The sequence below is a fragment of the Chryseobacterium sp. RLHN22 genome (genome assembly GCF_051011795.1).
In the GTDB taxonomy this organism is placed as follows: Bacteria; Bacteroidota; Bacteroidia; order Flavobacteriales; family Weeksellaceae; genus Chryseobacterium; species Chryseobacterium zhengzhouense.
The window spans coordinates 391,404-412,803 of record NZ_JBPCHW010000001.1 but is presented as its reverse complement, the minus strand read 5'-3'; the positions used below and the strand labels follow the sequence as shown (position 1 = coordinate 412,803).

Below are 21,400 nucleotides of genomic sequence, written 5' to 3'. Positions count from 1 at the left end.
AGTATTACCATTAATATATATTAAATTTCTTCAAACAAATTATTAATTACAATTTGGCTTTCACAAAATAACAGCCAAAAAATTAATAATTTATGAAGAAAGTATTAAGTTTTATTGGATTAGCTTTAATCAGCAGTTCTGTATATTCACAAGGGTCTCCCGATTACGGAAATGGTTTAAAAATAAATTTAAATCCTGAAGGAGATAAATATATCAGATTTATTTTATGGGATCAGTTCTGGATCAGGAATACAGAAATGAACCCCGGAAGTATGGTCGGAGGCGAACCCACCGACAACACCTGGAACTTAGGAAACCGAAGAGCACGTATTTTAGCCTATGCACAGGTTACGAAACGATACATGATTCTCGCTCATTTTGGGATCAATAATCAAACTTTTATTAATGGCGGCGCAACAGGCTCTACAGGCACTGGTGGCTATGGAAACGGAAAAAAACCTCAGCTTTTCTTTCATGATGCGTGGAATGAATATGCAGTTTTAATGCCGGGTGAAGCAGGAAAATTCAGTTTGACTTTGGGAGGCGGTCTTCATTATTACATGGGGCTTTCCCGTATGACAATGGCTTCTACGCTTAATTTCCTTACGGTAGACTCTCCTATTTTCAGCTGGCCTTTAATTGATAATTCTGATCAGTTTGCAAGGCAAATGGGTGTTTTCGCAAAAGGGAAATACGGAAAATTTGAATACCGAATGAGTTTAAACAAACCATTCGCAACCGATTTAACTCCGGCAAACACTTTAGTTCCCGGAAATGAAGTAGCCGTAGACAACAACGGAAACCCGAACTGGTCTAAAGCAGGTTATTTTGAATATCAATTCTTAGACACAGAATCTAATCTTCTTCCTTTCAAGGTGGGTTCTTATTTGGGGACTAAAAAAGTTTTCAATGTAGGAGCGGGTTTTTATCATCAGGCAGAGGGAACAAGAACTTCAGTTAATTCAAATATCGAAAAACACGACATTACTTTGCTTTCTGTAGATGCTTTTGCAGATATTCCATTAGGTGAAGCTAAAAATAAAATGGCAGTTTCTGCATATGCAGGCTATTTCAACTACAATTTCGGTCCGAATTACGTGAGAAATTTAGGAACTATGAACATTGCAGCAAATGACCCGAATTTTGTAGGACAGAGAGCTTTAGCAGGGCCAGGAAATCTTCAACCGATGATAGGGACCGGAAATGTGGTTTATGCTCAAGCCGGATTATTATTACCAAGTCAGGCAGAGAAACCGAAAATCAGAATCCAGCCTTTTGCGGCGTATACTTATAAAGATTTTGAAGCATTCGACAAACCTTCTTCACAATTTGATGTGGGAGCCAACTGGTTTTTGGACGGTCATCACGCAAAAATTACTACACAATATTCTACAAGACCCGTTTACACGAGTGCAACAGAAAGTCCGAAATCTAAAGGAGAATTTATTGTACAGCTTCAGATTTATTTATAAAAAAGACTAATTCCATTATAATAATTTAAACAAAAAAAATCTAGTGATATGAGCGAACAACACCACGATGCCTACGATAATATGACAGATAAGCAGAAAAACCGCACCATCTGGAGCGTCATTACTGCGTCATCACTCGGAACTCTGATAGAATGGTATGATTTCTATATTTTCGGAAGTTTGGCCATTGTTTTGGCAACCAAATTCTTCCCTGCTGATAATCCTACCGCAGCATTTTTATCTACGCTGGCAACTTTTGCCGCAGGATTTGTCGTAAGACCTTTCGGAGCTTTATTTTTCGGAAGATTGGGGGACATCATCGGAAGAAAATACACGTTTTTGGTAACGTTACTAATCATGGGTTTCTCCACATTCCTGATTGGATGTATTCCGGGATATGAAACGATTGGATTCATGGCCCCTGTTTTAGTTTTAATTTTAAGACTTTTACAGGGCTTAGCTTTAGGTGGAGAGTACGGCGGAGCAGCAACTTACGTGGCAGAATACTCCCAACCCCACCGAAGAGGTTACTGGACTTCATGGATTCAGACAACCGCTACAGCAGGACTTTTCATTTCATTAATTGTGATTTTAATTACCAAAAACTCACTTTCAGCAGCAGAATTTGATGCTTGGGGATGGAGGGTTCCGTTCTGGATATCCATTTTAATGGTGGGAGTTTCTTATTTCATCAGAAAAAATATGAAAGAGTCTCCTTTGTTTGCTAAAGCTAAAAGTGAAGGTAAAACTTCAAAAAATCCTTTAAAAGAAAGCTTCGGGAATAAATTCAACTTCAAATTTGTCTTATTGGCATTATTCGGAGCTGCGATGGGACAGGGTGTAATCTGGTACACTGGACAATTTTACGCCATGAGTTTCCTTCAAAAAGTAATGAATATTGATTCGATGCAAGTCGATTATTTAATGGCAACTGCATTATTGATGGGAACACCGTTCTTCGTATTTTTCGGTTGGCTTTCGGATAAAATCGGAAGAAAAGCGATTATGATGACGGGAATGTTGGTAGCAATTTTAGCCTACCGACCCATCTACGACAGCATGTATAAAAGCGTTAACATAGAAGCAAAAACCGTTGCCGAAAACGGAATTAAAGAAACAAGAACTGCAGCAATTCACAAAACGATTACAACCGACAGTTTAATTACTTTCCACAAAGAAACTGCTTACACAGACGGCACTTTAATCAAAAAAGACAGTATTGTTCATTGGTCTGCAACAGGTCCTGTAATGAAAGACGGAAAAGCGGAAGAACCCAAAGTTTCAAAATCAATTACACTGAACAGCGATACGAGATGGTATTTGGTATTTTTAGTTTTCATTCAGGTGATTTTTGTAACGATGGTTTACGGTCCGATTGCGGCGTTCTTAGTTGAAATGTTCCCGGTGAGAATCCGTTATACATCGATGTCCTTACCATACCACATTGGTAACGGCGTGTTTGGAGGATTACTTCCTGCGGTGGCAACCTATCTTGTAACTCAAGGAAAAGATGCAGGTCATGCAAAGTGGTATCTGGAAGGACTTTGGTATCCGATTGGAGTTGCCGCGGTCTGCTTGCTTATCGGATTGATTTATCTTAAAAATAAGAATCAAAATATCCACGATTAATAGGCGTAATCACTTAAAAATTTATTAATTTTAAATCTAACAAAAATGGACGGATTAAAAAAAATATTAGGCATCGTTTGGATTTTAATTGCCCTGGTTGTTGCCTACTTCGGAATAACCGTGATGGGAATCCCAAAACTCACCTCAGGAAAACAGGAAGACCTCGTATTCGGAATCATCATTCTTTTCGTACTGGTACCGATTGTTTCCGGCGGAATGGCAATTTTCGGATACTATTCTTTGACAGGAGAATATTCTGACGACAAGTAATTATAAATGATAGATGATAATTGATGAATGATTTCGGTCTGTTCATCAATTATCGTTTTTAAGGAAAAATTGAATCAGGAAATAAACATTCGAATCAATCAATTACCAATAATCATTCATCATTTATGAAAAAAAGGCACGAACAAAAACTGATTATTTTAAGCATAGGTTTGCTGATCGCCTTCAGCATTCCGGTATCACTGCTTTTTAACAGTGAAAGAGAAGTTTTGGGTTATCCGATGATTTTGGTGTATTTGTTTGCTGTCTGGATGATTTCCATCATTATTTCTTTTGTAATCGTAAAAAAATATGGTGAGTAGTTTCGCATTATTTATCGTTGTTTTAATCTATCTCGCACTTTTGTTCTTAGTTGCCCATTTGGCAGAGAAGAAAAAAAGTAAGTTCTGGATTAACAATCCGTATATCTATGCTTTGTCATTAGCTGTTTATTGCACAGCCTGGACGTATTATGGAAGTATCGGGGTTGCAGCGACAAGCGGACTGAATTATTTACCGATCTACATCGGACCGATTATAATCATTCCTGCATGGATTTACATTAATACAAGAATTGTCCGAATTTCCAGAGTTAACAAAATCAGCAGTCTTGCAGATTTTATTTCTTTACGCTACGGAAACAGCAGAAGTTTCAGCGCCATCATTACTTTGGTTTGCGTTTTTGCCATCGTTCCTTACATTGGATTGCAGATCAAAGCAATTTCCGAAACTTTTCATTTGGTCACGGAAACTCCGATGTCTAAAAATATTTTAACGGATAATGCCACTTTTGTAGTTGTTTTAATCGCCGTATTTTCCTCTTATTACGGGACAAAATATGTAGACGCTTCTGAAAAACGATTAGGAATTATCTCGGCAATCGCATTAGAAAGCTTTCTTAAATTGTTCTTCATTATCATTTTGGGATTATTCGTGATTTATTTCGCATTTGACGGATTTTCGGATTTGTATCAGAAAGCAAGTAAATTTTCTGATTTTAAAGCTAAAAATACATTCAACGGAATTGAGGGTGCGATGAACTGGATGGTTCTCTGCATGATTTCCGGAACCGCCATCTGTATTTTGCCGAGACAGTTTCACACCGCCATTGTTGAGAACAGACAGGAAAGACACATCAAAACAGCCATTTGGTTTTTTCCTCTTTATTTATTGATTTTTACAGTCTTTATTTTCCCGATTGCCTGGGGCGGAAGATTGATTTTTCAGGGTCAGAATGTGAATCCCGAGTTCTACTCTATCTTAATTCCGCAATATTTTAACAATGCTCTGATTACCGTCTTGGTATTTTTGGGAGGTTTAAGTTCATGCATTTCGATGATTATTATTTCTGCAATCACCTTATCCATCATGCTTTCCAACAACCTGATTATTCCTTACGGATTACTGGGAAAATTTAAAGCTGAAAATGAAATTCAGAACACCAGAAATATTACCAATATCCGGAAGTTTTCGATTTTTGGATTGGTTATTTTAGCCTTTGGGTTTTATAAATATTTTATTCTGAAAACTTCACTCGATTCTGTAGGACTCATTTCCTTTGTAGTTATTACCCAACTTGCACCATCGTTTTTCGGAGCCATTTTTTGGAGAAGAGGAAGTTACAATGGTGCGGTAATCGGACTTTTAGCCGGTTTAATCATCTGCTATTTCGGTTTAATTATTCCCCAATACTATTTTTCTTACAATCAGGAATTGAAAGGAGCTTTGCGTGATATGTACAATACTTTTCAGTTTTTTGATATTCCATTTTTAACCAGAATTCCTGAAATTTTCTTTTGGTCTATTTTGGTAAATACAGGTTTGTTCAGCATTCTTTCTGTAAGCATGAAAGGAAATTATCGCGAAAGAAACTTTGCCGAACTGTATGTTGACATCGACAAATATATTCAAAATCACGAGAATGCTTTCATCTGGAGAGGAACCGCTTATGTTTCTGATATTCAAAATATTCTGGAACGTTTTTTAGGTAAAAAGAAAACCGAACAGGCCATGAGGATTTTTAATATTAAATACAATATTGATTCTCAGACCGAAACCGCAGATTCAAGATTCATTAAGTTCTCGGAAAACCTTTTGGCAGGAAGAATCGGTACCGCTTCTGCGAAGATTTTAATTGAAGGTGTGACGAAAGAAGATAAAATTTCATTGAAAGAAGTATTAAATATTCTAGAGGAATCAAAGGAAAATATTTCATTAAATAAAAAACTAACTGAAAAGTCTGAAGAGTTAAAGCAGCTTTCCAACGACCTTACAATTGCCAATGAAAATTTAATTGTAAAAGACCGACAGAAAGATGATTTCCTGGATTCTGTTGCGCATGAACTAAGAACACCGATCACAGCAATCCGTTCGGCAGGAGAAATTTTAGCCGATGACGACGATATTCCATTAGAAATTAAAAGAGAATTTTTAAACAACATCATCACGGAATCTGACCGCCTAAGTGAGATCATCAACGATATTTTATATCTGGATAAGCTCCAGCATGGTGAAATCGCCTTAAATATTCAGGAAAATAACATTATTGAGACTTATAAAAAGGCATTAAATCCGATTCTGCATTTAATTCAGCAAAAGTTTATTCACATCAGTGAAGTCGATTTATTAAACAATCATATTTCGAGATATGATGAAGCGAGAATGATTCAGTTGTTTCAGAATGTTATAGGAAATGCCTTAAAATTCACCGATGAACAAGGAACTATTCAAACTAAATTTTTGGAAAAAGAAAATGATTTAATTATTAAAATATTTAATACCGGAAAAAATATACCTGAAGAAGATTTGGAAATGATTTTCGATAAGTTTTACCAGTCGAAAAATCAAAACATCTTAAAACCCACCGGAAGCGGACTCGGATTGGCCATTTCAAAAAGGATTGTCGAAGCCCACCACGGAAAAATAAAAGCAGAAAACAGCGGATTGGGAGTGACTTTTACAGTTACTTTGCCAAGAAGGATTGATGTTGAGGACGGCGAACCCGAAGGGTTCAATAACAGTAGCCGTAGGTGAAACCTATGGGAACGGATAAGCAAAACACCATTAGAACCCGAAGGGTTCAACAACAAAAAACACAAATGAAAAATGGGAACCTATCGACAAATATTTTATCATATTGTTTTCGGAACAAAACACAGAGAACCAACAATTAATGAAGAACATGAATCAGAACTCTATAAATACATTTGGGGTATTTTAAACAATAAAACATGTAAATTATACAGAATAAATGGAATGCCCGATCATATTCATATTTTTTGCGATCTTCATCCAAATATAAATCTCAGCAATTTGGTAAAAGATATTAAAGTTGCTACAAATTTATGGATGAAAGAATCGGGATTATTCCCTGAATTCATTGGATGGCAGGAAGGTTATGGCGCTTTTACTGTTTCATTTAAAGACAAAGAAACAATTATAAATTATATAAAAAATCAAAAAGAATATCATAAAACGGAAACGTTTGAAGATGAATTTAAAAAGTTTTTAGCTGAACATGGAATTGACTTTGATGAAAATAATATATTCAACCCTACGGGTTGATCTGATCCCAATCATAATACGTAATGTCATAGGTTTCACCTACGGCTATTACAATTGAACCCTTCGGGTTCCCCCAAAGAAAAAATATAAAAACAATGAAGTTGAACTTTAAAGCAGAAAATACACAATGAAAAAGATAGTAATTGCGGATGACGAACACAAAATACTAATGTCGTTAGAATACAGTTTCAGAAAAATCGGGTATGAAGTTTTTATTGCCCGAGACGGAACAGAAGTACTGGAATTTCTGAAAATACTGACTCCTGATGTGATTTTACTCGATATCATGATGCCAAACCTTGACGGGTACAGCACATTAGAAGAAATCAAAAAAAATAAAGCGCTTGAAAACACAAAAGTCCTTTTCCTGAGTGCCAAAAACAATCCAAAAGATATTGAGAAAGGACTTGAAATGGGAGCCGACGCGTATGTAACGAAACCATATTCCATTAAAAAACTGATTCAACAAATTGAAGAAATGCTGGAATAAATTAAAAAATAACAGATAAAAGATTGCTTCGCTTCTAACAATGACCTAAAACACAAAACTTATATGAACACAGATAACTTATTTAAACAAAGCATAGAAAACAAAGAGCAGTTCTGGAAAGAACAGGCTCAGGAAATCTCATGGTTTGAATTCCCGAAAACGATTATTTCGCAGGATGAAAACAATTATACACAGTGGTTTGCAGACGGAAAGCTGAATATATCTTATTTGTGCATTGACAAACATATTGAAGACGGCTTCGGAGAAGAAATTGCGATTATTTATGACTCTCCGGTTACTGATCAGAAAATAAAGTACACTTATAATCAGGCAAAATCAGAAATTTCAAAATTAGCAGGCGGCCTGGTCTCCTTAGGATTAAAAAAAGGCGACACCGCGGTGATTTATATGCCAATGATTCCGCAGACACTTTTTGCAATGCTGGCCTGCGCAAGAATCGGTGTGATTCACAACGTGGTTTTTGGAGGTTTTGCACCACACGAATTGGTGGTAAGAATCGATGACTGTAAACCAAAAGCTTTAATCACAGCCACCGCAGGAATTGAAATTGCCAAAAGAATCCCTTATTTACCATTGGTTGAAAAGGCCATCGAATTGGCGCACGATAAAGTCGAAAACATTATCGTTTTCAACAGAAAACTAGTTGATAATCAGCATGAAATGTTTGATGGAATTATTGATTACGAAGAGTTGGTTTCCAAATCAGAGCCAATAGATTGTGTTTCGGTGGAATCCAGTCATCCGCTTTATCTTTTATATACTTCAGGAACCACCGGAAAACCTAAAGGAATTACAAGGGATACAGGAGGTTACGCAACCGCTTTGAAATTCTCTATGAAATACATTTACGGAATTGAACAGGGTGAAACTTTTTGGGCGGCTTCAGACTTTGGCTGGGCGGTTGGTCACAGTTACACAGTTTACGGACCTTTAATTAACAGAAATACAACCATTATTTTTGAAGGAAAACCGATTATGACTCCTGATGCAGGGACTTTCTGGAGAATTATTTCTGAACATAAAGTTTCGGCGATGTTTACAGCTCCGACTGCGATTCGTGCAATTAAAAAAGAAGATCCGAATGGAGAATTGGTAAAAAAATACGATTTAAGTCATTTCAAAAAACAGTTTTTAGCAGGTGAAAGATGCGACGTGGCAACGTTGGATTGGTTTGCAGAACACATCGGAGTTCCTGCAATCGACCATTGGTGGCAGACAGAATCCGGTTCACCAATGTTAGGCTTAATGACTTTTAATGAAAACTATCAAATAAAAAGGGCTTCTGCAGGAAAACCAATTCCGGGTTATGACATTAAAATTTTTGATGAAAACGGATTGGAATTAAACGAACATAAAGAAGGATATTTGGTCATCAAACTTCCGCTTCCTCCCGGAGCTCTTTTAGGCATCTGGAATGATTACGAAAGATTTGAAAAAAGCTACCTGTCACAATATAAAGGTTACTATTTTTCTGGAGACGGAGCGATCAAAGATGAAGATGGCTATATTTTCATCACGGGAAGAGTTGATGATGTGATTAATGTTGCTGGTCACCGGCTTTCAACTTCCGAAATGGAGGAAATCGTTTCTTCACATCCCGATGTTGCAGAATGTGCCGTCGTAGGAATCGATGATGATTTGCGCGGACAGGTTCCTTTCGCAACCATCGTTTTGAAAAACGGTTCTGAAATTTCAGAGGAAAACGTCGAAAAAGAAATCATTCAAAACGTCAGAGAAAAAATCGGAGCGGTAGCTTTTCTCAAATCTGTGATGGTTGTGAAAAGATTACCTAAAACGCGTTCCGGAAAAATTTTAAGAAAATTAATACGGACCATTATTGATGGTAAAGAATTTCAGATTCCATCGACGATTGATGATGAAAAAATTATTGAGGAAATCCAGCAAAAAATCAGGGAATATAGGGTTTAAACAAGAAATTAACTATAAATTTAAATAATAAAAAATTCAAATTTCAAAAAAGGAAAAGGATATGAGAAATTACTTAATAGAAGATTTGCCACACTATTTTGAAGAGTACAAAAAATCTATCAAAAATCCTAAAAAATTCTGGGACAAGATTGCCGACCAAAATTTTGTATGGTACCAGAGATGGAGCAAGGTGGTGAAATATGATATGAATGAAGCAAAAATTACATGGTTTAAAAATGCAAAACTGAATATCACCAAAAACTGTTTAGACAGACACCTTTCCGTAAGAGGCGAAAAAACAGCAATCATCTGGGAACCCAACGATCCGAAAGAAGAAGCACAACATATTTCTTACAGCGAATTATATACAAGAGTCAACAAAACAGCTAATGTTTTAAAAGACATGGGCATCGAGAAAGGAGACAGAGTCTGCATCTATCTTCCGATGATTCCGGAACTGGCAATTACCATGCTGGCCTGTGCAAAATTAGGGGCTGTTCACTCCGTTATTTTTGCTGGGTTTTCTGCATCAGCAGTTTCTTCGAGAGTGAACGACTGTGGAGCGAAAATGGTGATTACTTCAGACGGAAGTTACAGAGGAAGCAAAGTTTTAGACCTGAAAAGCATTGTTGATGAAGCTTTAGAAAAAACACCTTCTGTAGAATCGGTTTTGGTGGTGAAGAGAACACACAACGAAATCAAGATGAAAGAAGGAAGAGATCATTGGTTGGCAGATTTATATGAAAAAGCCTCTGCCGATTTTGTCACCATCATAATGGATGCCGAAGATCCGCTATTCATCCTCTACACTTCCGGATCGACAGGGAAACCGAAAGGAATGCTTCATACTTCTGCCGGATACATGGTGTATACTGCTTATACTTTTAAAAATGTGTTCAATTATAAGGAAAATGATATTTATTGGTGTACTGCCGATATCGGTTGGATTACAGGGCATTCATATATTTTGTACGGGCCACTTTTAAATGGTGCAACCACCGTAATTTTTGAAGGGGTCCCTACCTATCCTCAACCAGACAGATTCTGGGAAGTTATTGACAAGCATAAAGTTACCCAATTCTACACTGCTCCGACAGCCATCCGTTCTTTAGCGAAAGAAAGTGCGGAATGGGTTGATAAACATGACCTAAGTTCATTAAAAGTTATCGGATCGGTTGGAGAACCGATTAATGATGAAGCATGGCATTGGTTCAACGATCATGTCGGAAAGAAAAAATGTCCGATTGTAGATACCTGGTGGCAGACAGAAACCGGAGGAATTATGATTTCGCCGCTACCTTTTGTCACTCCGACCAAACCTACCTACGCTACCCTGCCCTTGCCGGGAATTCAGCCTGTTTTAATGGATGACAAGCGTAATGAAATCTCAGGAAACCAAGTAACAGGAAACCTTTGTATCCGTTTTCCTTGGCCGGGAATCGCAAGAACGATTTGGGGGGATCACCAAAGATATAAAGAAACCTATTTCTCGGCTTTCCCCGGAAAATACTTCACAGGAGACGGTGCATTGAGGGATGAAGTTGGATATTACAGAATTACAGGCCGTGTTGATGATGTAATTATCGTTTCAGGACATAATCTGGGAACTGCGCCAATTGAAGACAGCATCAACGAACACCCGGCTGTGGCAGAATCCGCAATTGTCGGTTATCCTCATGATATCAAAGGAAATGCTTTGTACGGTTTTGTCATTTTAAAAGATACCGGAGCAGACAGAAAGCAGGAAAATTTGGTAAAAGAAATTAATCAGCTGATTTCAGATCAGATCGGACCGATTGCTAAATTAGACAAAATTCAGTTTGTTTCAGGGCTTCCGAAGACACGTTCGGGGAAAATCATGCGTAGAATTCTGAGAAAAATTGCAGAAGGAGATTTCAGTAATTTCGGAGATATTACCACTTTATTAAATCCTGAAATTGTTGAAGAGATTAAAAATGATAGATTAGGTTAAAAATCACCAATTATACATTAACTCTGTACATTGTGCAGAGTTTAATGTTTTTAATAAAATAGACAGATTCATAATTTATATTAATTAATTATAGATAAAATAATAAATATAAAATTTTATTAAATTTTTATTAATTATATTAAAAATAATTCTAACTTTAAATAACCAAAACAATATTACTATGTCAAACATTTTAGCAGGAATATTTGCCAAGCACAGTGACTATAAAAAGCTTGAAAATGATTTGGAAGCTTCAGGTTATTTAGATTCTGAGTACATTGTGTATCTAAGTGATGACCATCATAACTCCCAATATATGGTGAGTGTAGAAATAAAAAACAGGGATCTGACTGATAAAACAAGACAAATCTTTGATGAAAACAATGTTCTTAAAACTTATCTTTTTGAAAACATGAGCATTAACCAGGCTTCTTATAGTAACCTGAAACGGCTGATAGATGCAAGATCTAAAGCAGAAATTCACAGCAGCCCGGATGTGAGAATAAAAGTTCAGCATGACGGAATCAATTCTGAAGTAAAAGCTTAAAACTAAATAAAAACTAATTAACCGTAATCCGCAGATTTCTTTCTGCGGATTTTTGATTTTATCAATTGACAAATCGTATTTTTTTTCGTATTTTCGTTTAAATAAAGCCTTTTACACAGATGAGTTACGACTTAGAACAAGAAAACAAAGAGATCTTAGCGCGATATAAAGACCTGATTTCTAACACATACAGAACTTTGGATGAAGAAAATAACAAACTCATCCGGAAGGCTTTTGATATTGCTCTCGATGCTCATAAAGATCAAAGAAGGAAATCAGGAGAACCTTACATCTACCATCCTATTGCCGTAGCCAAAATTGTTGCTACAGAAATTGGCTTGGGTGCTACCTCTATTGCTTGCGCACTTTTGCATGATGTGATTGAAGATTCAGATTACACTTATGAGGATCTTAAAAAAATCTTTGGGGAAAGAATTGCCGAAATCGTCAATGGGCTTACCAAGATTTCAATTATGAATCATCAGAATATTTCTGTGCAGTCTGAAAATTACAGAAAATTGTTGCTGACACTTTCTGAAGATTTCCGTGTGATTTTGATCAAAATTGCAGACCGACTTCACAATATGCGTACTCTGGAAAGCATGGCTCCCGACAAGCAGAAAAAAATTGCATCGGAAACGGTGTATATTTATGCGCCTATGGCTCACCGACTTGGGTTGTACAATATTAAATCTGAGCTTGAAGATTTATCTTTAAAATATAACAATCCTGAAGTTTATAATGAAATCACAGAAAAACTTGAGCTTGCAAAAGATAACAGAATACGTTACATTGAAGAATTCACCAAAGAAGTTTCGGAAAGGTTAAAAGAAGAAGGTCTAAATGTAAGCATTAAAGGACGTGCCAAAGCAATTTCTTCCATTTACAGAAAAATGCTGAAACAGGGTGTTCCTTTTGAAGAAGTTTTTGATAATTATGCCATCAGAATTATTTATAAATCGGATGCAAAGAACGAAAAGTTTTTAGCGTGGAAAATCTACTCTATTGTAACGGATGTTTACCATAGCAATCCTTCAAGGATGCGTGACTGGATTACTCAACCCCGTTCAACAGGTTATGAAAGTTTACATTTAACCGTTCTCGGTCCCGACAGAAAGTGGATCGAAGTACAGATTCGTTCTGAAAGAATGGATGATATTGCAGAAAAAGGTGTTGCCGCTCATTATAAATACAAAGAAGGTTACAAGCAAAGCAGCGACGACAGAAATTTCGAAAAATGGGTGACTGAAATCCGTGATGTACTTGAACAACAGCAGAATCTTTCTACTTCTGAGCTTTTGGATAATATTAAACTTAATCTTTATTCAAAAGAAGTTTTTGTGTTTACGCCAAAAGGCGAAATTAAAATCCTTCCTACCAATGCAACCGCTTTGGATTTTGCATTTTCAGTTCATACCGATTTGGGAATGAAATGTTTGGGAGCAAAAATCAACGGAAAATTGGTTCCTATTTCGTATGTTCTGCAAAACGGGGATCAGGTAGATATTCTTTCTTCGCAAAACCAAAGACCAAAGTTTGACTGGCTTGATTTTGTGGTTACTTCAAAAGCAAAATCTAAAATCAAAAGCTTCCTGAATTCTGAGAAAAACTCTTACGTACAGGAAGGTAAAGAAATTTTACAACGAAAACTTCGTCATGCCAAAATTAATTTTAACGATGAAGAAATCACCAAACTTCAGAAGTTCTTTAATCTTAAAACTTCACAGGAATTATTTTTAAAATTCCAGACCAACGAGCTTGATGCAAGCAGCCTGAGAAAATATATCGAGAGTAAAAACGTATTCAACAATTTGCTTTCGAGATTTAAAAGAAGTCCAAGCAAGAACCAGCATTACGAAGAACCAAAAGAGCAGAATCTTGACATGATTGTGTTCGGAAAAGATGAAGAAAAGCTGAATTATACGTACGCAAAATGCTGTACTGTAATTCCGGGCGACAAAATCTTTGGTTTTATTACGATTTCAGAAGGCATTAAAGTTCACAGCGATACCTGTCCGAATGCAATAAATCTTCGTGCTCAGTATGATTACAGGGTAATTCCTGCTAAATGGGTAAATGAGGAAAGCTTTAAAAACCGTATTAAGATTGAAATTGAAGGTCTTGATAGAATGGGAATGATTAACGATATCACTACTGTCATCAGCGGCGCTATGGGAATGGATATGAAAAGTATGTCGATCGAATCGAATAACGGTATTTTTACAGGAAATATCAACTTAGAAGTTAAGCACAAAGGTCAGCTTGAAGAAACCTTTAAAAAATTAAAGGCAATAAATGGAGTGTCAAAAATAAGAAGAATTTAAAAGAAAATAATGAAGCTATCTGTATACTTTAAAAAATTCTTTCAAAGCAGCCAGGCATCAGGAATTTTACTGATCTTCTGTGTTATTTTCGCCTTAATTATTGCTAATTCATCTTTAGGAAACGGCTTCCAGGCTTTATTAGGTTCAAAAATAGGTTTTGAAAGCTTACATTTGGATTATTCTGTAAGCATTTGGATTAATGACGGATTGATGGCTATTTTCTTTCTTTTGGTTGGATTGGAAATTAAAAGAGAACTTTTAGAAGGCGAACTGTCATCCTTTAAAAATGCTTCTTTGCCTATTTTCGCTGCAATTGGCGGGATGCTGATTCCTGCGGTTATTTATGCAGGTTTTAATTCAGGAACTGATTACAGCAACGGTTGGGGAATTCCAATGGCGACAGATATTGCATTTTCTTTGGCAATCATTTCAATGCTCGGAAAAAAAGTTCCCGCATCGCTCAAAATTTTCCTGGCAGCCTTGGCGATTGTCGATGATCTGGGAGCTATTTTAGTGATTGCGATTTTTTATACGGATCAGATCCACTGGAACTATCTTCTTTTGTCATTTGGAATTGTTGCCTTCTTATTTATTCTAAACTATTTAAAGATTAAAAAAATCGTTTTCTATATTATTCCGGGATTATTTTTATGGTATTTCTTACATCATTCCGGAATTCATGCCACGATTGCAGGAGTTTTACTCGCTTTTAGCATTCCAACAAACGAATCGACTACCATCATTTCTCCTTTAGAAAAACTTGAACATTCTTTACACTATCCTGTAAGCTTTATTATCATGCCGATTTTTGCTTTAACAAATACCAATATTGCGTTTAAAAACAGCATGATCGACGGTTTATTCAGCAGCCTAGGCTTAGGAATAATTGGTGGACTAGTCTTAGGAAAATTGATAGGAATTAATCTTTTCTCATGGATTGCTGTTAAGCTAAAAATAAGTTCGCTTCCACAAAATTCTTCATGGAAGCAAATGATGGGTGTTGGACTTTTAGCCGGAATTGGTTTTACAATGTCCATTTTCATAGCATTGCTTTCCTTTAAAAATGAAATCGATTTTCAGGATGAAGCCAAGTTTGCCATTTTAATAGCCTCGGTAATTGCAGCGGTTACAGGATTTTTGGTTTTAAATTTAAGCTCAAAAAATAACGAAATTATAGAAGAGGAAGACGATTAGTTCTTCGTGACATTCCAGGTTCCTTTCAAGTTACCCATTTCCCAGGTTCCTGCTTTCGATTCAAGATTTCCCAGCAAAATAAAACCTGAAGGGGCTTTATTCGCAGTGCTGAAAGACGAATTGATCAATCCTGTCATATAACTTTCCTGAGCATTTACAGCAATCCTTGTAATTTCAACGCTACCTTTATCACTTACTTTAATAACTATATTCCCGTTAAGATCGCCCGTATAAGTTCCTGTATAGTTTCCTCGGTACGGTGATATATAATTTTGCTCTTGCTCGTTTTCATGAATCTGATCAATCACATGATCACAAGATTGTAATACGATTACAAACGCTAATAATAAAGCTTTTGGTAAAATCTTTAATTTATTCATCTTTTTTATTGTTAATATAGGGTCTTTTGTGTTCATCATCACTATCGAGATTGGGTTCCGATTGTTCTGAATGATAATTTTTCGCTTCTCTCTTAATCTCGTCTGAAAGTAATTTTTCAATTCTTAATTTTCTTAAAGCCATGTTTAATTCATTTCCGAAAAGCAGTAAATACACATTTACATTCACCCAGACCATTAATAAAATCATACTTCCAATCGACCCGTAAAGTACGTTGTAACGAGCTATATTTTTCACATACAATGCAAAAAAATAAGTAGTTACCACAAACAAGACCGTCGTTAAAATGGCTCCCGGAATTGCCTGCCTGAATCTGATAATCTTCACAGTTCCCAACCAGTAAAACAAAGCTAAAAGTATAAAATAGAAAAAAGGAAAAGAGAAAAAACCAATTATCTTAGATAAATTTCTTACCAGCCAGGAAAGATTATACCCCGGGGAAAAATCTTTTAAAACAACTTCGGTGTAATATACCCCGAAAAGCGCTAAGAATATAATACTCACGAAGCCTATTGTGATAAAAAAAGAAAGGATGAATTCTTTTACATCAGTTAGTTTCTCTTCTGAATTTTCATTAAAACCATTAATTAATGAAAAAGTACCGTTTGTGGCAAAAACAAGCGCAATAAGAATCGTCAAATTACTGATTCCCTTCATATTGGGAATAATATTATCCTGAATATAGCTTCGTACATCCCCTTCAATATTCGAAGGGAAAATATTATGCATCAATACCTCAAAAATATAAAACTGAAGTTTGTCGTAGTGCGGCATATATGGAATTACCGACAGCAGGAACAACAAAAAAGGAAACAGACTTAAAGTAAAACTCCAGGAAATTGCTGCCGCTTTTCTTCCGATTTTATCTTTAAAAATTCCCGAAATATAGATCTGAAACATCTGCCAGAGCGATATTCCCAATACAGGAAGATGAATATCGTCCAGAAATTCTTGAATTTTTAATATAAACTTAGGAATTTTTATAGCCATAAAGTATATTTGTGCTCAGCAAATATAAGAAATGCGAATCAGTTTAGTTTGTATCGGGAAGACAGATGATAAAGAAATTACGTCATTAATCAATTATTACCTCCAACGCCTTCCCAAACACTGGAATTTTGAAATTACCGAAATTCCTGATGTAAAAAATGCCAAAAACCTTTCTTCTGATCTTTTAAAAAAGGAAGAAGCCAAACTATTTTTAAATCAGATTGATAAAAATGACCTCGTCATTCTTCTGGATGAAAAAGGAAAACAGTTTACAAGCCGTGAATTTTCAGCAAAAATCGATTTTTGGATGAATTCTTCTGTTAAAAAAGTTCATATTCTGATTGGCGGAGCTTACGGCTTTTCGGATGAAATCTATACAAGAGCCAACGAAAAAATGTCATTATCTAAAATGACATTTACTCATCAGATGATCCGACTTTTTATCGTAGAGCAGCTTTACAGAGCTGACCAGATTTTACAGGGAAAGCCGTATCACAACGATTAAATTATTTTGTAGTAACTGAAATAAGTTCTTTAATCCCTTTTTCTTTGTACTTCTTTTTTACAGAGTCATTCATCAAAACTTTTATGTTTTTCACATCATCTCCTTTTAATCCTTTAAGGTCACTTAGCGAGCTTTCAACTTTATCGATTAAGATTAAGGTCGTTGCTTTTAATTCAGGAGATGCTTCATGTCTTTTGACTGTATTTCCTAATAATGAATTGGTTTCTATCGCAAGAGTATTTTTAGTTTCCTGAGCAAAAGCATTGTTAGAAATTGCTAAAGTCATTACAAAAGCTGCTGATAAAACCAGTCTGGAAAGTATTTTCATAATTTAAATAAATCTTTAATTAGTGATATTTTTCAAATATACGAAAGACATTCAATAAATTTTAACCATTCATCTTATTTAACAGTTTTTAGCATTTATTAATTCCCATTTTCGAGAATTAACCTTTTAAACTAATTTGTCTTTTTGCTTCACCTACAACAAAAGCAACAGAATTCGCAATATTAAAACTTCTGATTAGTTTCGACATCGGAATGGTCAAATGATTTTCAAAACGGTCTAAAACATCTTTACTCAAACCTTTACTCTCTTTTCCGAAAACAAGCCAGTCACCATCCTGAAATTCGATTTCGAGATAGGATTTTTCCGCATGTGAACTCATTAAAAATACACGCGATACATCGGGAATAACTTTCATCCATTCATCTACATTTTCGTATTCAGTGACATCAAGATGAACCCAGTAATCCAGACCGGAACGCTTCAGATTTTTATCGTTAATCACAAATCCGAAAGGATGAATGAGGTGTAATCGGCTTTCGGTTCCTACACATAATCTGCCGATATTTCCGGTATTATTGGGGATTTCCGGTTCTACAAGAACAATATTCAACATGAATTTTTTATTTGTTTATAAATATAAATGCCATCTTTTACGATGACATTGTTGATGATAAAATTTTATTTACTAAAATTCTTATTTTTTCAGACACTTTGTTGTAAGTTCGTTTATTAAAGCTTTTTCGTGCCCTAAAGCAACTGCTTTCTCCAAATTTTCACAAGCTTCTTTATCTTTTTGAGATTCAAATAAAACTGCGGCTTTTGTTACATAAGATTGAGAAAATTTAGGATCAATGGAGATCGCTTTGTTAATATCTGCCAAAGCTTCTTTAGATTTTTTCAATTTCAGATAAACTTCTGCTCTTCCGTTATAAAGTAAAGATTCGGGTTTTTCGGTAAGCATTTGGTTGTAATCTTTTAAAGCACCTTCAAGATCTCCGTTGTTCTTTTTAAGAGTTGCCAAGCCAGTTCTTGCAAAAATATTATCGGGGGCAAAGGTCAAAATCTGGTTTAAATCTACCATGGCAAGATCTTTTTTTCCTAAATTATTATAAATCTTGGAACGGATAAGATAAATTTCGGCATTCTCGGGTTCAAGTTTTACCCCGGTATTCGCATACTCCAACGCTTTGGTACGATTTCCTTTCTGATTGTGCAATGAAGCTAAATTTTCGTAAACCGAAATAGATTTAGGGTTTGATTTTAAAGCAGATTCGAAAGACTTAAAAGCCATGGCCGGTTTTCCCAATCTTTTCTGTGCAATTCCTAGATTAACATAATAATCTGATTGATATCTCTGAATATTTTCCGTAAGCACCAGTTTCGAATATTGCTCTTCCGCACATTTGTAATCTGCTTTTTTAAAACATTCTTCTGCAATTTTTTTGTCCTGTGCAGAGATAAAATTGAAAGATGTAAAAGCTAAAATAAGAAGTAGATGTTTTTTCATGTATTTATAGTTTGTTTGTTGATTACTTTTTTTGCGAGCATAGCAAAAAGCCCTCCCAATAAAGTTCCAACAAACGCCCCCACCAAAATATCTATTGGGAAATGAACTCCTAAATAAATACGGCTATAAGCAACAATAGCCGCCCATACAAATATAGCATAAGGAAACAATTTAAGCTTATCTTTTAATAAAAAAGTAAGGTAACTCGCCAAAAAGAACGTATTAGACGCATGTGCAGAATAAAAACCAAACTGCCCGCCACATTTCACAATGCGCATTGCATTCTGAAGTGTGGGATCGTGACAAGGCCTTAATCTGGCAACACCGTATTTGAAAATTCCTGAAATCTGATCTGAAACAGTAATGCCAATTCCAGTAAACAAAAGAATGTACAGAAGAGATCTAAGTTTGTAATTTTTATACAGAAAATAAAGGAAAATAATGTAAAGAGGAATCCATATCCACTTTTCTGAAATTATGATCCAAAACTGATCAAAAGGAGTATCTCCTAAATTATTGAGATAAAGAAACAGATTTTTATCTTCCTGAATGATTTCTTCCATATTGTATTTATCGGCTTACCGGTCCTTCGTAAGAATCGTCATCTGCAGGTTTGATCTTTGGAGCTTCCGGTGCCGAAGATGGCTCGTTCAAAATGTTTTCTTCAATATTTTTCATGGGATTGAAATCTTTCGCAGCATCTTTTACCTTTTCAATCTCTTTTTTAATTTCCGAGACAGGATTATCTGTTTCCTTTAAAATTTCGGTTTTGATATCTTCTACTGCACCACGCATTTTTCTTACCCCTGATCCAAGATCACGGGCAATTTGAGGCAGCTTATCCGGACCGAATAAAACCACGATTGCAATGGCAATGAGTGCCATTTCTCCAATGCTTAATTCCATGGCGCTAAATTACAAAAGATTGTAGAATTAATTTAGATTTCATTTAATTTTAAACTAATTTTAAGATTTCTTCTTCTGAAAAGCAAAGTAAGTAACAACTACGCTTACAGTCATCATCACAAAGGCCAGAAAGAATGGGGCTCCAGGAAATTCAAATGGTGCTTCATCATGGGTGAAATAATAGAATAAATTCGTCATCATTGGCGGACCAATAATCGAAGTAGCGCTCATCAAACTCGTTAAAGCTCCCTGCAATTCACCCTGTTCATTGCTTGGAACCGATTTCGTAATCACCGACTGCAAAGCAGGACCGCAGATTCCACCTAAGCAATAAGGAATTAAAAATACAAACATCATCCAACCTTCGGTTGCAAACGCAAATAGCAACATTCCTATCGCGTACAAAGTCAAGCCATAATAAATACTTTTTTGTTCACCTAATTTCGGGGTTGTCCATCGGATTAAAACACCCTGAACCAAGCCTACCAAAAGCCCAACTACCCCAAGAGAAATTCCTACCATTCTTTCATCCCAATTGAATTCATACATGGTAAAGAAATTCCAGTTGCTCTGAACAGCGTGACCTGCAATATAAATTAAAATTAAAGCGAAAATTAAACCTGAAATCTCTCGGTGTTTACCTAAAAATTTAAATGAACCTATAGGATTTGCTCTTTTCCAGCTGAATTCTCTTCTTTTGCCTTTATCTAAGCTCTCGGGAAGAATAAAATATCCATAAAGGAAATTTAAAAGACATAAAGCAGCTGCTGCATAAAACGGAACTCTTGAACCGTAATGTCCTAAAAGTCCCCCCAAAACAGGCCCGATAATAAATCCTAAACCAAAAGCAGCACCGATTAAACCAAAATTCTTTGCTCTGTCTTTATCTGTTGAAATATCTGCAATATACGCACTTGCCGTTGTCACGCTTGCACCTGTAATTCCTGCAATCACTCTTCCTGCAAAAAGCCAGACAATTGTCGGAGCTAAAGCAAGGAAAATATAATCTATCGCAAAACCGAAAAGTGAAATCAGAATAATGGGTCTTCTTCCGAATTTATCACTGAGATTTCCGACAACAGGCGAAAAAACAAACTGCGTAAAAGCATAGGCAAAACCAAGCCAGCCTCCGTATTTTGCGGCTTCGCTGATGTCTGCATGAATCAGTTCTTTGATCAGATCCGGAACAACAGGAATGATGATTCCCCATCCTGTAATATCAATCAGAAGCGTAATAAATATAAAGCCAATGGCTGCCTGTTTTTTTGAATTCTCCATAACGGTGCAAAAATACTCAAATAAGAAAAAATAATGATTCTAAATTGGTTGATAGTTGTTGCATGACGGATGTCTGGAATTTTATAATTATTTTTTGCTTGAAATTTTGAATAAAAA

Annotated in this window: 21 protein-coding genes; 13 read left to right on the top strand and 8 right to left on the bottom strand. The window is 35.8% G+C overall.

Annotated features, from left to right (window positions below):
- Positions 1 to 92: 92 nt before the first annotated feature.
- From ACR1PN_RS01705 to nhaA, 12 genes are all read left to right on the top strand, one after another.
- On the top strand, positions 93 to 1,472 hold the full coding sequence (locus tag ACR1PN_RS01705; protein ID WP_433978608.1) for a porin: 1,380 nt from the start codon (positions 93 to 95) through the stop codon (positions 1,470 to 1,472).
- A 48-nt stretch (positions 1,473 to 1,520) separates the two neighbouring features.
- Positions 1,521 to 3,101, top strand: a complete 1,581-nt coding sequence (locus tag ACR1PN_RS01700; protein WP_433978607.1) for an MFS transporter — start codon at positions 1,521 to 1,523, stop codon at positions 3,099 to 3,101.
- 45 nt (positions 3,102 to 3,146) lie between these two features.
- Entirely contained in the window at positions 3,147 to 3,371 is a 225-nt protein-coding gene (locus ACR1PN_RS01695) for a DUF6814 family protein (protein WP_378172652.1), read from the top strand.
- 125 nt (positions 3,372 to 3,496) lie between these two features.
- Positions 3,497 to 3,691, top strand: coding sequence for a hypothetical protein (locus tag ACR1PN_RS01690; protein WP_433978606.1), 195 nt, complete (start codon positions 3,497 to 3,499; stop codon positions 3,689 to 3,691).
- Positions 3,681 to 6,401, top strand: a complete 2,721-nt coding sequence (locus tag ACR1PN_RS01685) for an ATP-binding protein (protein WP_433978605.1) — start codon at positions 3,681 to 3,683, stop codon at positions 6,399 to 6,401. Before ACR1PN_RS01690 ends, ACR1PN_RS01685 begins: the two co-directional genes overlap by 11 nt.
- A gap of 72 nt (positions 6,402 to 6,473) precedes the next feature.
- Positions 6,474 to 6,932, top strand: a complete 459-nt coding sequence (gene tnpA, locus ACR1PN_RS01680) for an IS200/IS605 family transposase (RefSeq protein WP_433978604.1) — start codon at positions 6,474 to 6,476, stop codon at positions 6,930 to 6,932.
- 127 nt (positions 6,933 to 7,059) lie between these two features.
- Positions 7,060 to 7,422 (top strand): response regulator transcription factor, encoded by a 363-nt coding sequence (locus ACR1PN_RS01675; RefSeq protein ID WP_072953155.1) that lies wholly within the window; start codon positions 7,060 to 7,062, stop codon positions 7,420 to 7,422.
- Between the two features lie 15 nt (positions 7,423 to 7,437).
- Positions 7,438 to 9,372 carry an acetate--CoA ligase gene (locus ACR1PN_RS01670; RefSeq protein ID WP_433978707.1) on the top strand — a complete coding sequence of 645 codons (1,935 nt, stop codon included), beginning with the start codon at positions 7,438 to 7,440 and terminating at the stop codon, positions 9,370 to 9,372.
- A 61-nt stretch (positions 9,373 to 9,433) separates the two neighbouring features.
- On the top strand, positions 9,434 to 11,344 hold the full coding sequence (gene acs / locus ACR1PN_RS01665; RefSeq protein ID WP_433978603.1) for an acetate--CoA ligase: 1,911 nt from the start codon (positions 9,434 to 9,436) through the stop codon (positions 11,342 to 11,344).
- A 181-nt stretch (positions 11,345 to 11,525) separates the two neighbouring features.
- Positions 11,526 to 11,891: a hypothetical protein gene (locus ACR1PN_RS01660; RefSeq protein WP_433978602.1), complete on the top strand. Its 366-nt coding sequence runs from the start codon at positions 11,526 to 11,528 to the stop codon at positions 11,889 to 11,891.
- 119 nt (positions 11,892 to 12,010) lie between these two features.
- Positions 12,011 to 14,215: a RelA/SpoT family protein gene (locus tag ACR1PN_RS01655; RefSeq protein WP_378172668.1), complete on the top strand. Its 2,205-nt coding sequence runs from the start codon at positions 12,011 to 12,013 to the stop codon at positions 14,213 to 14,215.
- Between the two features lie 9 nt (positions 14,216 to 14,224).
- Positions 14,225 to 15,409, top strand: a complete 1,185-nt coding sequence (gene nhaA / locus ACR1PN_RS01650; RefSeq protein ID WP_433978601.1) for a Na+/H+ antiporter NhaA — start codon at positions 14,225 to 14,227, stop codon at positions 15,407 to 15,409.
- On the opposite strand, the gene ACR1PN_RS01645 is transcribed toward nhaA, so the two are convergent.
- Both ACR1PN_RS01645 and ACR1PN_RS01640 read right to left on the bottom strand, forming a co-directional pair.
- Positions 15,406 to 15,789: a hypothetical protein gene (locus tag ACR1PN_RS01645; protein ID WP_378172674.1), complete on the bottom strand. Its 384-nt coding sequence runs from the start codon at positions 15,787 to 15,789 to the stop codon at positions 15,406 to 15,408. The two genes, nhaA and ACR1PN_RS01645, sit on opposite strands and share 4 nt — an antisense overlap.
- Positions 15,782 to 16,798, bottom strand: coding sequence for a YihY/virulence factor BrkB family protein (locus ACR1PN_RS01640; RefSeq protein ID WP_378172678.1), 1,017 nt, complete (start codon positions 16,796 to 16,798; stop codon positions 15,782 to 15,784). The genes ACR1PN_RS01645 and ACR1PN_RS01640 overlap by 8 nt, the downstream gene beginning before the upstream one ends.
- A 31-nt stretch (positions 16,799 to 16,829) precedes the next feature.
- On the opposite strand from ACR1PN_RS01640, the gene ACR1PN_RS01635 reads away from it, so the two are divergent.
- Complete coding sequence (locus ACR1PN_RS01635; RefSeq protein WP_433978600.1) at positions 16,830 to 17,303, top strand: 23S rRNA (pseudouridine(1915)-N(3))-methyltransferase RlmH; 474 nt, start codon at positions 16,830 to 16,832, stop codon at positions 17,301 to 17,303.
- A gap of 1 nt (position 17,304) precedes the next feature.
- Here the strand turns inward: ACR1PN_RS01635 and ACR1PN_RS01630 are convergent, their stop codons facing one another.
- The 6 genes from ACR1PN_RS01630 to ACR1PN_RS01605 all read right to left on the bottom strand — a co-directional run bounded on the left by ACR1PN_RS01630 (position 17,305) and on the right by ACR1PN_RS01605 (position 21,283).
- Positions 17,305 to 17,631 carry a hypothetical protein gene (locus ACR1PN_RS01630; protein ID WP_433978599.1) on the bottom strand — a complete coding sequence of 109 codons (327 nt, stop codon included), beginning with the start codon at positions 17,629 to 17,631 and terminating at the stop codon, positions 17,305 to 17,307.
- A 118-nt stretch (positions 17,632 to 17,749) separates the two neighbouring features.
- Complete coding sequence (locus tag ACR1PN_RS01625) at positions 17,750 to 18,205, bottom strand: tRNA (cytidine(34)-2'-O)-methyltransferase (RefSeq protein WP_433978598.1); 456 nt, start codon at positions 18,203 to 18,205, stop codon at positions 17,750 to 17,752.
- 81 nt (positions 18,206 to 18,286) lie between these two features.
- Entirely contained in the window at positions 18,287 to 19,099 is an 813-nt protein-coding gene (locus ACR1PN_RS01620) for a tetratricopeptide repeat protein (RefSeq protein ID WP_433978597.1), read from the bottom strand.
- Positions 19,096 to 19,662, bottom strand: a complete 567-nt coding sequence (locus ACR1PN_RS01615; protein WP_433978596.1) for a phosphatase PAP2 family protein — start codon at positions 19,660 to 19,662, stop codon at positions 19,096 to 19,098. The genes ACR1PN_RS01620 and ACR1PN_RS01615 overlap by 4 nt, the downstream gene beginning before the upstream one ends.
- 7 nt (positions 19,663 to 19,669) lie before the next feature.
- The gene (locus ACR1PN_RS01610; protein WP_433978595.1) at positions 19,670 to 20,005 is read right to left on the bottom strand and encodes a Sec-independent protein translocase subunit TatA/TatB; all 336 of its coding nucleotides are present in this window, start codon (positions 20,003 to 20,005) and stop codon (positions 19,670 to 19,672) included.
- A gap of 60 nt (positions 20,006 to 20,065) precedes the next feature.
- The gene (locus ACR1PN_RS01605) at positions 20,066 to 21,283 is read right to left on the bottom strand and encodes a TCR/Tet family MFS transporter (protein ID WP_433978594.1); all 1,218 of its coding nucleotides are present in this window, start codon (positions 21,281 to 21,283) and stop codon (positions 20,066 to 20,068) included.
- Between the last annotated feature and the right edge of the window lie 117 nt (positions 21,284 to 21,400).